We start from the raw sequence: 16,353 nt of genomic DNA on the forward strand, positions 1-16,353 counted from the left end.
TCAAGTGCCCTGCTTTTCCTTGATCCAATTATCGATTTTTTTCTCTAGCACGGACAATGGCATCGCGCCCGTCAACAATACCTCGTCATGGAACTCCCGGATATCAAAATCTGGCCCAAGCGCATCTTCTGCGCGCTGACGTAGTTCATTAATTTTCAGCATACCGAGTTTATAGGCCGTCGCCTGCCCCGGCCAGACAGAATAACGTTCGATTTCGCGGGTTACGGATGCCCGCGTATCACCGGTTACCCCTTGCATGTAATCAATGGCTTCTTCGCGGGACCATTGCTTGTGGTGAATACCCGTATCAGTCACAAGGCGCGCAGCACGAAAGAGTTCGGACTGTAAGCGCCCGAGGTCCCCGAGCGGATTATTGGCATAGAGTCCCATTTCCGCTGCCACTTGCTCTGAATAAAGCGCCCAACCTTCGGAAAATTCCGAATAGCCAAGCATGTTTCGAATTAGCGGCAACCCCGCAGCGCGCTCTAGTGATCGCTGAAAGTGGTGACCCGGCACAGCCTCATGATAAGTCAGAGTATTGAGCGCATGCTTCGGCCAATCCGCTGTATTTTTAAGATTGATCCAAAAAATCCCGGGCCGAGAGCCATCAAGTGACGGTGCGCTATAATATCCGCCTGAGGATGAATCCTGCTCGTAAACAGGTATGCGCCGCACCTCGACCGGTTGTGATGGCAGGGTATAAAACCAATCATCCACACGCGTCATGATCTCAGATACTTGAGCGTTCAGGTCGGACAACAAATCCGCACGCCCTTCATCTGTATTCGGATAACGCATATTAGGACGCTCTCCAATCGCGGTGAAGCGCTCAGCGACTGTACCGCTATTCAGGCCTTGTTCTTTTAGGATCGTATCCATCTGTTCATTGATGCGGGCCACTTCGGCCAAACCAAGTTCGTGCACATCCTCTGCCGTCATCCCGCCTGCGCCATAGGCCGCAAGCCGGTGCGCATAGAACGCAGCCCCTTCTTCGCCCATAGTCCAGATACCAGCGTCATCACCAGATTGGACCTTCAGCCCTTCAAGCGCCGCAGCCAAGCGGGCATAGGCCGGATAAACATTTGTCTCAACGGCATCTGCGACACGCGCGATCATTGCATCGCGGTCGTCAGCACTAAGTCCCTCGATGTTCTCTGCTTTTGCTGCGAATGTCGTCGTCAAAGGGTTTTCAGCGGGCGCAACAGTCGTAAATACACTGATGGTACGCAACGCCCCATCTAACGCAAAGCGTGGCGGCGTTACGCCAAGGGCCGCGTCCGAAGACACTGTTTCCACGGTCTCGTCAAATACGCGCCCAAACTCAGAAAGGCGTGAAATATAATCTTCCGCATCCTGTTCATTTTTTAAGGGATGTTGCGTCAACATAATGCGCGGTAAAATTACCTGAGGGCCAGCGCGTTGCGTCACCACATATGGTCCCGCTGAGGCAAAAGGTGTCGCACCACCAAAGGCAAATTGGTTGCGCCGAGCCCCGGTTTGATAGGCATCGCGGAGCACGTCATAAGTAATCAAAGCTTGCCCTTCGAGGGTGGCGCGATCAATGCTCCGGATTTCTTGTAAAAACCGTTCGTTCATGGCTCGCGCAGATTCATTTGCAGCGAAACCATAATTACCGAGCCGGGCCTGAAATCCCTCGCCCGCGATTGCTTCGTCAACGCCAAGAATTGTCGCTAATTCTGGCGATGCCCGGAGTATCTCTTTGGCGTGTCGATCCGCCATCTCCAACAACAACTCAGACGCCGTTTGAGTTTCGGCCTCTTCAACGACTTCGGTTGGGTTTTCTTGTGTTGCGGGGGCCGTTGCCTTTTCTCCGCATCCGGAAAGGCCAATCAGCGCCGCCAGGGCCACACTTGTAAGCACTCTTTGTCTTATCGCCATCGCAAAGGCTCCCCATTTTTTCTGTTGCGTGGATACAGAGCTTACCGCGCTTATGATTTCAGCCAACACTTATCCTGCATCGGAGTGTCGGAAAATAAAAAAGCGGCACCTGCTTACCACAGATGCCGCTTTTTGCCGAATTCGAAAATGAATTCAATGGCTTAAATCAAGCCTACTCTTGCTCGATTTCTTTTCCTGTTTCCTGATCGACGATTTTCATCGACAGGCGGACCTTACCGCGATCATCAAAGCCGAGAAGTTTCACATAAACTTCATCGCCTTCTTTCACGACGTCGGTGGTTTTCTCTGGGCGCCCCTGAGAAAGCTGAGAGATATGCACAAGACCATCACGCGGGCCGAAGAAGTTGACGAATGCGCCAAAATCCATGGCTTTCACCACTTTGCCCTTGTAGATCTCGCCGACTTCAGGCTCAGCAACGATGGAGTGAATCCACTTATACGCAGCGTCGATTTGTGCCTTGTCGCTCGATGCGATTTTGATCAGACCTTCATCATCGATATTGATCTTGGCACCTGTTTCTTCAACGATCTGGCGGATCACTTTACCGCCCGTGCCGATCACTTCGCGAATTTTGTCTTTCGCGATCTGCATGGTTTCAATACGTGGCGCATAGTCGCCAAGATCAGAACGCGCAGAATCGAGCGCTTTGCCCATCTCGCCAAGAATATGCATGCGACCGTCTTTGGCTTGGCCAAGAGCGATATGCATGATTTCTTCCGTAATGCCCGCAATTTTGATGTCCATCTGAAGTGATGTCACACCCTGATCCGTACCAGCAACTTTGAAGTCCATGTCACCAAGATGATCTTCATCACCAAGGATGTCAGAAAGAACGGCAAAGCGTTCACCTTCGAGGATCAAACCCATAGCAATACCAGCCACAGGGCGTTTAATCGGTACACCGCCATCCATCAACGCAAGTGATGCGCCACAGACACTCGCCATTGACGATGATCCGTTAGACTCGGTGATTTCAGATACAAGACGAATAACATAAGGGAATTCTTCTTGTGACGGAATAACCGCTTTCATCGCGCGCCATGCGAGTTTTCCGTGCCCGATTTCGCGCCGTCCGGTAAAGCCCATACGGCCCACTTCACCAACTGAATATGGTGGGAAGTTATAATGAAGCAAGAATTGCTCTTTATAGGTCCCCGCCAATGCGTCGATAAATTGTTCATCTTCGCCAGTGCCGAGCGTCGCAACCACAAGCGCCTGTGTTTCGCCGCGTGTAAACAACGACGAACCGTGCGTCCGCGGAAGAACACCTGCCTCGGCAACGATAGGACGGACAGTTTTCGTGTCTCGACCATCAATACGCTCACCCGTATCAAGAATGCCGCCACGAACAATGTCAGACTCGATCTGCTTGAAAAGACCACCTACAACACTTTTTGAAAGTGCATTTTCATCTTCGTCATCACAGAATGCGTCGATTGCTTTGTTTTTTGCAGCGCCAATTTTTTCTTGGCGGACTTGCTTAACCTGCTCTTTATACGCAGCTTTTACATCATCCTCGACAAGCGCACGTACTTTGCCCGCATGTTCTGAATGGTCTGGTGCTGTAAAGTCCCATGGGTCTTTTGCACATTCTTCAGCAAAGTCGATGATCAGATCAATCGCTTGCTTCGCAGCGTCATGACCAAACTTCACCGCACCGAGCATGACATCTTCAGAAAGCTCTTTTGCTTCTGATTCAACCATCATCACTGCGTCATTCGTACCGGCCATGACAAGATCAAGTTGCGTATCAGCCATCTCGTCGATGGTTGGGTTCAACACATAGCCGCCATTGGTATAACCTACGCGAGACGCCGCGATTGGCCCCATGAATGGCACGCCGGAAACCGTCAGCGCTGCTGAAGCGGCGATCATCGCAATGATATCCGGGTCATTCTCAAGGTCGTGGCTCAATACCTGAGCAACAACCAAAACTTCATTCTTGAAGCCTTTAGCAAACAACGGGCGGATCGGACGGTCGATCAAGCGCGATGTCAATGTCTCTTTTTCTGTTGGGCGGGCTTCACGTTTGAAGTAGCCACCCGGTACGCGGCCAGCCGCGTAGTATTTTTCCTGGTAGTGAACGGTCAGCGGAAAGAAATCGAAATTCGGGTTCGCTTCTTTAGCGGCTGTTACTGCACAGAGAACGGAAGTGTCACCATAAGTGGCGAGCACCGCGCCATCGGCCTGGCGCGCAATACGCCCTGTTTCGAGGGTCAGCGTGCGACCGCCCCATTCGATTGATTTTTTCGTAATGTTAAACATGTTTTCTCTTCTTTCGTACTGCGCCATACGCGGATCGTAAGGCGCCCTTGCTATGAAACCCGGATAGCAAAGCGCCGCCCATAGAGGCGGCGCAATCGAGCTTATCTGGGCTGCATTCGGATGGCCCCGTCTAGTCTAAAGACAGCACCGTTAATCATTGTATTTCGGCAAATCTCTAATGCGAGAGATGCATATTCGTCGGGGCGGCCAAGGCGCTTTGGAAACGGCACCATTGCCGCCAATGCATCCTGAACCTTTTGGTCCATACCCGCCATCATCGGCGTCCAGAAAATTCCCGGTGCGATCGTGTTTACGCGGATGCCAATATTCATCAAATCTCGCGCGACCGGCAATGTCATGCCCGCCACACCGGCCTTGGACGCGCCGTAAGCCGCTTGGCCAATCTGACCTTCAAACGCAGCAACAGAAGCCGTGTTCACGATTACGCCGCGCTCGCCATCATCCTGCGGGTCGTTCTTTTCCATCTCAGCGGAAACAAGACGAATGCAATTGAACGAACCAACCAGATTGACGTCGAGCACTTTTTTGAAGCTCTCAAGACGGTGAGGGCCATTTTTGCCGATGGTTTTCTCGCCTGTCGCAATCCCTGCGCAATTAATTAAAATTGACGGCGTACCATGTGCGGCAACGGATTTCGCCAAAGCCTCAGTAACGCTGTCTTCGCTACTAACGTCTACGGAACAAAAAATTCCCCCAAGGTCCTTTGCGAGCGCTTCCCCTTTTTCGGCATTGAGGTCCCAAAGAGCGACCTTAACACCCACATCATTCAACGCTTCTGCAGTTGCAGCACCAAGCCCCGACGCGCCGCCGGTGATGATTGCTGACGTACCCTCAAGTTTCATAATTGCTCCGAATTATATTTGCCTGTCTGGGATGGTGAGGCCGTTTAGACCTCACCGTCATGCGCCCAATAGCGTTAGCGACGAATGCCAAGGGCTTCGATCAGCGTTTGGTAACGGCTGTGATCGAGACGCTTTACATAATCGAGAAGACTACGGCGCTGAGAAACCATTTTCAAAAGACCACGACGAGAGTGATTGTCTTTTTTGTGCTCTTTGAAATGCTCGGTCAGATTAGTGATACGCTCAGTCAGGATTGCAACCTGCACCTCTGGCGAGCCTGTATCGCCTGCTTTATTCGCAAATTTTTTGATAAGTTCGGCCTTACGGCCAGCCGTAATCGACATGTATTCATCTCCGCGGCGCCGGAAAAAATGACGGCCTCGCCGGGACGCCGTCCAGCAAGGTCATAGAAGCCCGGCTTATGGGGGAAAAATGCTTGCGTTGCAAGGCCCGAAAGCGCCTTGAGCGGCTTCCTAAAACGGCCCAAGGCCTCGCGCTCTAATGAATATTTTGATCGCCCGAACAGAGTAATACGGAACCGAATTTTAGAGGTATCCACCAAAAGCTCTGCCGTTGCGCAATATTACGCTACGCTTCGCTTTCCTGCGCAAATTGCCGATTGCGAAGATCGCGCCTACCGCCAATCCGCGCCTTACGGAGATCGCTAAACCGCAGCCGTTGTTTCATTGGGGTGCCTTGCCGTTTGTGCGGTTTACACAAAAGACATCCCGCGCGAATTGATTTCGGTCCTTTTCGCTTGTGGTGCATGCCAAGCCTCTCTCAAGTTGGTTAGCCCATAGAAGCCGGAACCCCTAAAGCTGGCAATCCGTCCGAAGAAATTCGTCTATGGATTCCAACATGAGTTTTTTCTGCGCCGGCGTCCACGGTAGACTATGCGGCATGTCCTCAATCTCAACCAGTTTGGCTTTCGTCTTATCGGAAACCTTACCGTAAAAACGTTGAGAATGACTGATCGGCACTCGAACATCACGATCCCCATGAAGAATAAGAATGGGCATCGCAATCTCGTCGGCATTCTCCATTGGATTCATACCTTTGACCGTACGCCCCTGAAGATATCGCTGGAGATTATTATCGCTCCATAGGCGGCCAAGCCTCGTCAAATCCGCAACCCCAGCCCCGGCAATCGCGCATTGGAATGGCCCATCCTTACGAACAGAGGCAGCAAAAGCGGCAAAGCCCCCGTAGGAATATCCGAATATCGCCATACGGTCGGCACCAGCATACCCATTGGCAACAAGCCAATCGGCACCATCATCCTTGTCATCCTGCATTTTCTGGCCCCACTCCTTGTCACCAGCGAGCCACAGCTGACGGCCCCAGCCTTCGCTCCCGCGATATTGAGGCTGCAACACGGTGTAACCACGCGAAGTCAAAAACTGTATCCAGCCCGTTGGGTCCCAATCAGCGAAATCACGCGACCATGGCCCGCCATGCGGCATAACAATCGCGGGCGGCGCCGGATCCCCCTTTTCCCACCCAGCAGGAAGGGTCAAAAGCGCCGGGATGCTGAGGCCATCGCGCGCATCATAATAGATAAGTGATGTCTTACCGACCGAAGACGTATCGATCCAAGGCGCGGAGTCACCCAGTTTTTTGATCTGTGAACCATCAGTCAACAGATAATAAGATGGAGCAACATTCGATGCCGATGAACGGACGAGCACTTTTGAGCGGTCGTGAGAGTAGTCAATGATAGAAATATTTGTGTCTGGAAGAATTTTTTCAAACGTCTTTTGAACCGAGTCAAAATACGGGTCGAGCCAATAGGCTCGCGGTACTTCACCACCATACACAAAACCCAATAGCTGGTTAAAATCATTGGGGGAGCGCCCTAAAATCACATCCATAGCTTCATACCGGCCATGAGCAAACGCAGGGTCTTTGTCATATTCGCGCGTCGCGGGGTCGTACATATAGACCGACGCTTTATCGCTAAATTGATCCGTAATTACATAAAGCTTCCCAGTTTCCTCATCGCGACCAACTACAGAAATTTCATTCCGCTGACTTGAGTCCCACGTAAACTTATCATGGACATCGTAATTTCCAGTCGTTGCATCTCTCACAAGAGTTTCAAACTGAAACTCGCCATTATCGAAATAGACCTTGCTGCGAGTCCAAACGGTAGCATCGCGCGGATCAATGAGCCCTGCGGATTCTTCTTCGGAGTCGATGAAAAGTAGCTCTGTCTTTCCCGTACGTAGGTTATATTTTTTATATTTGATACGATACGTACGCGCATCAAATTCTGAAACAACAACATTTTCCGGATCGAGGGGCAGTAGGTCTGAGCGAATACTGCCCCGCACCGCGATCTCGAAACACCGAATTGTCGCCTCACCGCGCCCTTTCAGCGTGCCGCGAATATCGAACGGGTCTTTGAACTTTTTGAGCTTCCGGTCCGCAAAAAAAAGTTTGTAAGTATATGTATGCGTAAGACCGCGCGTGCCTTCGCCATCGCAACCATATGTTTCACCAGAATATGGCTTCCGGGCGACAGTTAGAACCTGCCCCATTTTAAGCGCTGAGGCACCGATGAATTCAACACTAGAGTCCGGTTTAGCAATACGCGGTTTCGCTTGATCATCATTTAAGTCCCAAACCGAAACCGCAGGGCTTTCTGACACCGCGCCATCCGCAGCGACGAGCGCAACCAAATAATTACCGTCCGCAGATAAAGAAACGCTGTCCAACAAAGGCACGCGAGCCAAATCGTCGACAGGAATTGAACCAGCGAGCGCAGTGTTAGCGAAAAAAATGCTCGCCAGCCCCAAGCCAATTCGCGAAACCTTCTTAAGCGAATGAAACATTTTATGCCCCTTCCAGACGATCAGCTTCCCCAATCGGAAAATGATACCAAGAAATCAGGACGAGAAAAGGTTTTAACTGTTAAAAACTCGGTTCGGTTTAAGCTTTAGACCATCGAGTTCGCAGATCGCAACGGCCTCATCATGAAGAACCGCGAGAACCCCCTCGATTGCGCCCGCAACCTCTCCGCGCACCCCCTTTGCAACCGCTGGTGAAATAATGGCCGCTTGACCTCGGCGTAATTTATCCGCCTGCGGTCCGTCGATGTTCGCCTGCGGCATCATATCAAGTGCACTCACTATTGGCAGAAGCGCGGCGTCACGGTCTTCGATATTTTCCATTTCTTCTAGCGCCGCAAGCGTGATCCCATCCTCGGCGCGTAATGCGCCAACCGCCAATCGACGAAGCGCGCTAACATGGCCCTCAGTTCCCAGCGCATGGGCAATATCCCGCACCAAAGCCCGTACATAGGCACCCTTACCGGTATGCGCTTCAAATATTGTTTCATCAGTAGACGGTGTTTCGACAATTTCTAAATTATAGATATTCACGGTACGCGACGCCAACTCAACTTTCTCACCGTCGCGCGCAATATCATAAGCCCGTTCGCCATCGACCTTAATTGCCGAAAACTGTGGCGGAGTCTGTTCAATCTCACCGGTAAATTGCGCCAGCACCGCTTCAATCTCTTCGCGGCTGGGGCGTTTTTCAGAGGTCGCAACCACATCCCCCTCAATATCATCGGTTGATGTTGCCTCGCCCCACTTCGCCGTAAAGCGATAGTGTTTTTGCGCATCCATGACATAGGCCGCAGTTTTTGTGGCCTCACCGAACGCTATCGGCAATACGCCCGTGGCAAGTGGATCTAAGGTTCCGGCATGGCCGGCTTTCTGCGCCTGAAATAACCACTTTGCTTTCGATACGGCTTCGGTTGAACCAAAGTCATATGCCTTATCAATCACCAACCAGCCAGAAATTGGCCGACCTTTTTTGCGCCGTCTGCCCATGGGGGCTCCTTCAATCGATTTTTGAACTCTAATTGCCACAGCGCCGGGTCGAACGGCTTTACGGGGCGCACGCTTTCAAACAGGTCTTACGCTGCCCGTCAATACTCAGCTTTTCATGCTTAGGAGACCGGTTCATCCAACAGGGCGTTCAATCGTGTAGCAACCGCATCATCGTCGCCATAGTCGGTACAAATAATTCCGTAATCATCAACACCGAGGGAATTTGCGAAAAACAAAAATGAATTCATCCACCACGCATCGCTTACAAATTCTATCACGCGCTTTGGCTGCCAATAAACAAGATTGTACCCGGCGGAACCGTGATCAAGCAATACAGTTTCCGCATCTGCGGCAGCGGCAACATACCCTTCGAAGCTTGTTTCGTCTGTACGAAGAACAGTGCCGCCCCGGCTTTTGACAATCTCTTCGATTAAGCGGTTCGGGTGGGTACGCACAGCGACCTCTGAAGGTTCACCATGGCGCGACAAATATATCATAGACCCCGGCTTTGGCGTGACGGGGTCTGCCTTATAGAATTCTCGTAAACGCAAAGCATATTCCGGCAACCAGTAACGAATATACATTTGCTGGCGCACCACACGCGCATCTTTGATTAATACCGGCGCATCGAGAATGGAAAAATCAATGCCCAACCGAGCGGAATCCCTTTTGACATAAGGCTTGTTGGCAAAGGTCGCAGGCAAAAACACCGGCGCGTCTATATTTTCGACGCCCGCCAACGGGTTGAGATATTCCGAAGTCCAATCACCAAACGTATCAATATGTTCTGATTGAATGAAATATCCGCTTTCAACTTCTCGAACCGGTGCTCTTTGCTCAAACAACATCCGTAGACCGGGCTTACACGACGAATAGCGCTCAAACAGCGTACCATTGCACCACCCGCCGCCGCTGGGTGTTACCAACAAGTTCTCAACGTTTTCAACGATTGGCCGCGGTGCCGCGTAGCGCATTCTACGTTGGTGTTTCTTGTCGCCCGCATGTTTCGGAATGTCGCCACGGAAATTTACCGGCTCGCCGGTAACAGGTTTGGTTTCTTCTGGCGACAGGGGTTCATAAAGGCCAGCAATCGAAGATCCATTGCGCCACAACGCGCCAACAGCACTGCGCATATTCGCCATCGGCGCTTTGAATTTTGCATGCTGAAAATATGATGTCATCGACTTTTAAAACTCATTCCCGTCTCTGTGAGTACCTAGAAACAATAAGGTAAAGTTTTTACCCTATCGCGGTCACGAAGATAGTTTCAAAAGTGTCATTTAGTCTCCAGGTCGCGAACCACCTCAGGTCGAGACAAAAGTTCGTCAATTTTCTTTGCTTCAGCAAAGGTCTCATCACTCATGAATTTAATCGCCGGCGTATATTTCATGGTGATTTTCTGCCCGACCAAGCTACGCAGATAAGGCGCGACTTTGTTAAGCGCTTTTACCATTTCGCGTTCATTGCCGCCGCCCAAAGGAGCAACAAAGGCTGAAGCTTGCTTGAGGTCTGGTGAAATGCGAATTTCACTGACGGTAACCGAAACACCGCTCAGTTCAGGTTCGCGTAAATCCTCGCGTTGTAACACCTCGACCAGTGCATGACGCAATAATTCACCCGCGCGCAACTGGCGTTGCGACGGACCTTTTGCACTGGAATAGCGTTTAGACATCGGGGCAACAATCCATTAGCGAATAAGGAGCGGTCAGGCGGGGACCGGAAAAACCAGCCCCAACCTTAAAAGCAGCCTAAAGCGTCCGCGTAATTTTCTCGACTGAGAAGCACTCAATCACATCGCCCGAACGCATATCTTCATAGTTGGCAAAGCTCATGCCGCATTCCTGACCAACAGGAACTTCCTGTACGTCGTCTTTAAAGCGTTTAAGCTGAGACAGTTCGCCTTCATGAATAACGACATTATCGCGGATCAAGCGCACTTTCGCACCACGGCGAACATTGCCTTCGGTTACGCGGCAACCGGCAACCTTGCCGTGCTTCGAAATTGAGAACACTTCAAGAATTTCAGCATTGCCAAGGAATGTTTCACGCAGTTCAGGCTCAAGCATACCCGAAAGAACCGCTTTGATATCATCAATCAAATTATAGATCACCGAATAATAACGGATCTCAACTTTTGAACGATCAGCTTCGTCGCGTGCCTGTTTGTTCGCGCGCACGTTAAAGCCAAAGACAGGCGCATTAGACGCCGCCGCGAGGATAACATCGCTCTCAGAGATACCGCCGACACCGGTATGAAGCACCTTAACACGAACCTCTTCGGTGTTCAGCTTCATCAGTGAACCAACCAATGCTTCAACCGAGCCTTGAACATCACCTTTGATCACCACAGGAAGTTCTTTAACCGCAGAATCCTGAAGCTGCGCCATCATTTGCTCAAGCGATGTACCAGCCGATTGGGCAGCTGCTTTTTCGCGGCGCTGACGAGCACGGAATTCAGCAATTTCCCGCGCCTTTGCCTCACCTTCGACGACGTTGAAGGTATCGCCAGGTTCAGGAACACCATTCAAACCAAGAATTTCGATCGGTAAAGCTGGAACCGCTGCATTCACTTTGCGGCCCTGATCGTCGGTCATCGCGCGGACCTTGCCCCACTCTGAACCAACCACAACAACATCACCGCGTTTTAGCGTTCCGCGTTGTACAAGCAATGTCGCCACCGCGCCACGTCCTTTGTCGAGACGCGCCTCAACAACCGCACCCTCAGCCGGGCGATTCGGGTTCGCTTTCAGTTCCAACAATTCGGCCTGTAGCAAGATCGCATCTTGCAATGCATCAAGATTGGTACGTTTCAACGCAGAAACCTCAACGTCCTGAATATCACCACCCATGCCTTCAACCTGAATTTCGTGTTGAAGAAGGTCCGTACGCACCTTATTGGGATCAGCGTCAGGTTTATCTACCTTATTGATCGCAACGATAATCGGCACACCCGCTGCTTTTGCGTGACTGATGGCCTCTTCCGTTTGCGGCATGATAGAATCGTCAGCCGCAACAACAAGAACGATAATGTCAGTAACCTCTGCACCCCGCGCTCGCATTTGCGTAAACGCAGCGTGGCCCGGCGTATCTAGGAATGTGATCTTACGATCTTCGCCAAGCGTGATCTGATAGGCGCCGATATGCTGTGTAATACCGCCAGCCTCGCCCGCGACCACATCCGTCTGGCGAAGGGCGTCGAGCAATGACGTTTTACCATGGTCAACATGGCCCATGATTGTAACCACTGGTGGGCGCGGCAACAAATCATCGTCCGCATCCGCCGCACCACCAAGACCTTCTTCGACATCAGATTCCGCAACACGCTTGACCGTATGACCAAGATCTTCGGCAATCAGCTGTGCAGTATCCGCATCAAGAATATCATTCGCCGTGACCATCTGATCTTGCGACATCAATTCGCGCACAAGATCGACAGCACGCATCGACATACGGGCCGCCAATTCCTGAACCGTAATCGTTTCAGGAATGATGACCTCGCGCACGACACGATTGGAATCGCCACCACGTTTTTGACGGGCCTGCTTTTCGCGTTCACGGGCGCGCTTAACAGAAGCGAGCGACCGTTGACGCTCTTCGTCATCAAGTGCATTCGCGATGGTCAATTTACCAGAACGACGACGCGGGCTTTCTTTTGCTTTTGCAGGGTCCCGGCGATCATCACCAAGGTTTTGGCGTTTAGATTTCAAGCGGCCACCAAGTTGCGCCAACGGATTACTAGCCTCCGCAGGGTCGGGCACGCGTTCTTTTTCCGCAGCACGGCCCTTGGCGCGCGCATCGGTTTTCGCAGCATTGCGTTTTTTGCGCTCACGCTCTTCTTCTTCGAGAAGGCGTTGCGATTCTTCTTCGGCTTTGCGGCGTTCTTCAGCTTCGCGGGCGCGCTTTTCTTCTTCAAGCGCTGCGCGTTTACGCTCTTCTTCTAGCCTTGTGCGTTCTTCAGCTTCGCGTGCTTCACGCTCTGCGCGCTCTGCCGCTTCGCGTTTCGCCCGCGCCTGTTGCTCACGTCGCGCCACCGCGAGTGCACCAGCACGCGCTTGCTTTTCGTCCTCAGAAAGTGTGCGCAGAACAGAACCTTTGCGGTTGGCCTCTGCCGCTTTTTGCGCTGCCGCTTTCGCCTTCGCTGCACGATCATCGGTTTTGACCGGTGCTGGCTTTTTAGCGGGCGCTTCCTTTTTAGGTGCGACCTCTGCTTTTTGCTCAGTTTCCGTTTTAGGTGTCAAAACGCGCCGCCGTTTTGTCTCTACGACAACGGTTTTAGAGCGCCCATGTGAAAAGCTTTGCTTCACCGCACCAGTCTCTGAACGACGGATCGTTAAAGGTCGCCGTGACGGTTTATCGGTATCTGTTTCGACGTCGTCGCTCATTAAATCTCCAAGTGCGCCCTTCATAAAAGCGCGTTCTTTATGATGGTTTTTGCCCCAACGCCCCTGCGTCTTGGCTCAAACCGCCTTCGACATACAGCCCTAATGGGCCGGGGTCCACACCGGACCCACTTTCTCACGACCCGACACTTAATCGGTTGGGTTCTGAAACCCTTCCAACCGCCGAGCTTCGCGCAAAAATCGTTGCGCACCGGCACCCGATTTGAGCGCCACATGCACCGTCGGTCCTTCACGACCCAAGGCCGCCGCCAACGCTGCTTCGTCAAACAATTCAACGACGGTGATTTCCGACGCCAAATTTGCCAGTTTCCGACGCCCATCAACACCGCCATCAGCCGCATTAACAAGAACGTCAGCACCGTTCTCTCTCAACATGGTCCGGACTTTTTCAAATCCAACCACCGCATCGCCGGTTCGTCGCGCCAACCCAAGCGCCGAAAGCGCCGACTTGGTCAAACCAGCCTCGACCCGATCCACAAGATCGGAAGGCACTTTGGGGCCCGCCTTAAGCGATCGAGCGAACCCGCCTTTTTTCAGCGCCATTTCCAGCGCTTGCCGTGAAGCCGTTACCCAAGCCCCGCGCCCAGGGAGCTTGCCGGTAAAATCCGGTGCCAACTCCCCATCAGGTGACAAAACGAACCGCAAACCCTTCTGGGGTTCAAGGCTCTCGCCCGTCGCAACGCATCGCCGTTCTGGCGATTTGCGATTTTTAGGACGGTCATCTTCAGTCGCGATCGTCAGCGGCTTCCTCCTCAGCTTCAGCAGCACGTTGGGCCGCGAGGTCTTCCTCGGTGATCCAACCTGCCTGTAAACGCGCCCGCATAATTAAATCTTCTGCGGTTTCTGCCGTAATTTTGTACGCTTCAAGCATGCCTTCGTAATGTTTACGCTCGCCATCAACCCGCTCAGTCCAACCGGTCAAATCGTCGGTGGCGCAACCCGCGAGGTCCTCAACGGATTTCACGTCATTCTCGCCAAGGGTAACAATCATCTTAAGGTCAAGCCCTTCAAGGCCGAGAATGTCATCATTAACACCCATCTCGACCCGGCGCTCATCAAGCTTCTTGTTTTCTGCTTCGATGCAGTCACGCGCACGCGCCTGCAATTCTTCAGCAGTGTCCTCGTCAAGGCCGTCAATTTCCATCAGCTCAGTAACGTCAACGAATGCGATTTCTTCGATCTTAGCAAAGCCCTCTGACACCAGAAGACCCGCCATCATGTCATCAACATCAAGACCGCTCATGAACAACTCAGAGCGTATACGGAATTCTTCTTGGCGCTTGGCGCTTTCTTCTTCCTCGGTCATGATGTCGATTTCATAACCAGAAAGTTGCGATGCAAGACGTACGTTTTGCCCGCGACGACCAATAGCCAACGATAATTGTTCGTCAGGAACAACAACTTCGATACGCTTTAGATCTTCATCAAGAACAACTTTTGACACTTCAGCAGGCGCAAGTGCGTTCACGACAAACGTCGCGTCGCTCTCGTTCCACGGTACAATGTCGATTTTCTCACCGCCCAACTCATTCACAACTGCCTGAACCCGGCTACCGCGCATACCGACGCACGCACCGACCGGATCAATACCGTTATCATTAGAGAAAACGCCAATCTTGGCGCGGCTTCCCGGATCGCGCGCAACAGCCTTGATCTCGATAACACCATCATAGACTTCGGGCACTTCTTGTTCGAACAATTTCGCCATGAATTGCGGGTGCGAACGAGAAAGGAAAATTTGTGGGCCGCGCGTCTCACGGCGAACATCCATGATATACGCACGAACGCGATCACCATTACGGTAATTCTCCCGTGGGAGTTGCTGATCGCGACGGATAATCGCCTCGGCCTTGCCTAAGTCGATAATTACGTGGCCATATTCAACACGCTTGATGATGCCGTTGATGATTTCGCCGATACGATCTTTGAAATCTTCGTACTGACGATCGCGCTCTGCTTCGCGAACTTTTTGCGTGATAACCTGCTTTGCGCCCATGGCGGCCTGACGGCCAAAATCCATCGGCGGCAAAGGCTCTGACATAAAGTCACCGACTTCGGCCTCTGGGTTCAGGTGCAGCGCATCTTTTTTTGCGATCTGTGTCAGGTCGCTTTCAACCTCATCGACAACCTCGAGCAAACGCCAAAGTTTGGTTTCGCCGGTTTTCGGATTAATCTCAGCTTTAACCAATGTTTCGTGACCATAACGGGTGCGCGCCGCACGCGCGAGCGCATCTTCCATTGCCTCGATGACAAGTGACTTATCGATAGATTTTTCACGCGCGACTGCGTCGGCGATCTGAATAAGCTCCAGTTTGTTGGCGCTAACCGCGGTCATTGAGAGGTCTCCATCACGTCGTCTCCTTGTTGATCGTCTTGATCAGAAAGATTGTGGCGGTCATCATTATCCGCCTTCATGGTTTTCTTTATTAGCTCGTCAGTCAGGATCAATTGTGCCGTGGCGATCCATTCCAACGGGAATAGTGCGGTCTCTTCTTCGCCCTCGATGTCGAAAGCAACGCGACCTTCGTCCATGCCCGCCAACACACCCTTAAAGCGCTTGCGACCCTCGACCAATTGATTGAGCTCGAGTTTCGCGGGCCAGCCTTGCCAATCGATAAAATCTTTCTCGCGGACCAAAGGTCGATCAATACCGGGCGAAGAGACTTCAAGAGTATACTGGCCCGGCATGGGGTCAGCCTCTTCGAAGACCGGCGATAACGCGCGCGAAAGCTTGGCACAATCGCCAGCGCTCATGGTATGATCTGGGCGCTCAGCCATAATTTGCAAGGTTTTTGTCTGCCCGCCGGTAATCCGAACGCGCACGAGCTCTAACCCCAAATCGTCAACGACCGGGGTAACTAGCTCGGCAATGCGGCTTTCCAACGTCAAAAGCGGGCTCCTTAACTGGGCAAACTGAGGCTCTAGTAACGAAAAAGCGGGCCCCGCGGGGCCCGCTTCCGAAAATCGATAAGCGTTTGATCGGATATATAGGGCGCCAGCAAAGCTTTGTCAGCCCCCGTAATCCATGATTTCTCGAAGGCTTCCATTAATTCGCATTTGTTATA

Annotated in this window: 11 protein-coding genes and 1 pseudogene; all 12 read right to left on the minus strand. The window is 52.0% G+C overall.

Annotated features, from left to right (window positions below; genetic code table 11):
• Entirely contained in the window at positions 1–1,899 is a 1,899-nt protein-coding gene (locus ABFZ84_RS03690; RefSeq protein WP_369312567.1) for a DUF885 domain-containing protein, read from the minus strand.
• A 172-nt stretch (positions 1,900–2,071) separates the two neighbouring features.
• Positions 2,072–4,186 carry a polyribonucleotide nucleotidyltransferase gene (gene pnp / locus ABFZ84_RS03695; RefSeq protein ID WP_369312568.1) on the minus strand — a complete coding sequence of 705 codons (2,115 nt, stop codon included), beginning with the start codon at positions 4,184–4,186 and terminating at the stop codon, positions 2,072–2,074.
• Positions 4,187–4,287: 101 nt separating this feature from the next.
• Positions 4,288–5,049, minus strand: a complete 762-nt coding sequence (locus ABFZ84_RS03700; protein ID WP_369312569.1) for a 3-hydroxyacyl-CoA dehydrogenase — start codon at positions 5,047–5,049, stop codon at positions 4,288–4,290.
• Positions 5,050–5,123: 74 nt separating this feature from the next.
• Positions 5,124–5,453, minus strand: a pseudogene (gene rpsO, locus ABFZ84_RS03705) (30S ribosomal protein S15); the annotation flags it as partial.
• Between the two features lie 408 nt (positions 5,454–5,861).
• Positions 5,862–7,883, minus strand: a complete 2,022-nt coding sequence (locus tag ABFZ84_RS03710; protein WP_369312570.1) for an alpha/beta hydrolase family protein — start codon at positions 7,881–7,883, stop codon at positions 5,862–5,864.
• A 72-nt stretch (positions 7,884–7,955) separates the two neighbouring features.
• The gene (truB, locus tag ABFZ84_RS03715) at positions 7,956–8,888 is read right to left on the minus strand and encodes a tRNA pseudouridine(55) synthase TruB (RefSeq protein WP_369312571.1); all 933 of its coding nucleotides are present in this window, start codon (positions 8,886–8,888) and stop codon (positions 7,956–7,958) included.
• 119 nt (positions 8,889–9,007) lie between these two features.
• On the minus strand, positions 9,008–10,069 hold the full coding sequence (locus ABFZ84_RS03720; protein ID WP_369312572.1) for a glycosyltransferase 61 family protein: 1,062 nt from the start codon (positions 10,067–10,069) through the stop codon (positions 9,008–9,010).
• 95 nt (positions 10,070–10,164) lie between these two features.
• Positions 10,165–10,560 (minus strand): 30S ribosome-binding factor RbfA, encoded by a 396-nt coding sequence (gene rbfA / locus ABFZ84_RS03725; RefSeq protein ID WP_369312573.1) that lies wholly within the window; start codon positions 10,558–10,560, stop codon positions 10,165–10,167.
• 76 nt (positions 10,561–10,636) lie between these two features.
• Complete coding sequence (gene infB, locus ABFZ84_RS03730) at positions 10,637–13,270, minus strand: translation initiation factor IF-2 (RefSeq protein WP_369312574.1); 2,634 nt, start codon at positions 13,268–13,270, stop codon at positions 10,637–10,639.
• A gap of 147 nt (positions 13,271–13,417) precedes the next feature.
• A complete protein-coding gene (locus ABFZ84_RS03735; protein ID WP_369312575.1) occupies positions 13,418–14,056 on the minus strand; it encodes an RNA-binding protein in 639 nt (212 codons plus the stop codon).
• Positions 14,013–15,623, minus strand: a complete 1,611-nt coding sequence (gene nusA / locus ABFZ84_RS03740) for a transcription termination factor NusA (protein ID WP_369312576.1) — start codon at positions 15,621–15,623, stop codon at positions 14,013–14,015. The genes ABFZ84_RS03735 and nusA overlap by 44 nt, the downstream gene beginning before the upstream one ends.
• Positions 15,620–16,177 carry a ribosome maturation factor RimP gene (gene rimP / locus ABFZ84_RS03745; RefSeq protein WP_369312577.1) on the minus strand — a complete coding sequence of 186 codons (558 nt, stop codon included), beginning with the start codon at positions 16,175–16,177 and terminating at the stop codon, positions 15,620–15,622. The genes nusA and rimP overlap by 4 nt, the downstream gene beginning before the upstream one ends.
• Positions 16,178–16,353 lie beyond the last annotated feature (176 nt).

Origin of the sequence: Hyphococcus lacteus (genome assembly GCF_041058985.1) — a bacterium.
Lineage (GTDB): Bacteria > Pseudomonadota > Alphaproteobacteria > Caulobacterales > Parvularculaceae > Hyphococcus > Hyphococcus lacteus.

Bases quoted from the DNA above. Each gene is read 5' to 3' on its own strand.
- ABFZ84_RS03690 (WP_369312567.1), bottom strand. From the start codon at position 1,899: ATGGCGATAAGACAAAGAGTGCTTACAAGTGTGGCCCTGGCGGCGCTG.
- pnp (WP_369312568.1), bottom strand. From the start codon at position 4,186: ATGTTTAACATTACGAAAAAATCAATCGAATGGGGCGGTCGCACGCTG.
- ABFZ84_RS03700 (WP_369312569.1), bottom strand. From the start codon at position 5,049: ATGAAACTTGAGGGTACGTCAGCAATCATCACCGGCGGCGCGTCGGGG.
- ABFZ84_RS03710 (WP_369312570.1), bottom strand. From the start codon at position 7,883: ATGTTTCATTCGCTTAAGAAGGTTTCGCGAATTGGCTTGGGGCTGGCG.
- truB (WP_369312571.1), bottom strand. From the start codon at position 8,888: ATGGGCAGACGGCGCAAAAAAGGTCGGCCAATTTCTGGCTGGTTGGTG.
- ABFZ84_RS03720 (WP_369312572.1), bottom strand. From the start codon at position 10,069: ATGACATCATATTTTCAGCATGCAAAATTCAAAGCGCCGATGGCGAAT.
- rbfA (WP_369312573.1), bottom strand. From the start codon at position 10,560: ATGTCTAAACGCTATTCCAGTGCAAAAGGTCCGTCGCAACGCCAGTTG.
- infB (WP_369312574.1), bottom strand. From the start codon at position 13,270: ATGAGCGACGACGTCGAAACAGATACCGATAAACCGTCACGGCGACCT.
- nusA (WP_369312576.1), bottom strand. From the start codon at position 15,623: ATGACCGCGGTTAGCGCCAACAAACTGGAGCTTATTCAGATCGCCGAC.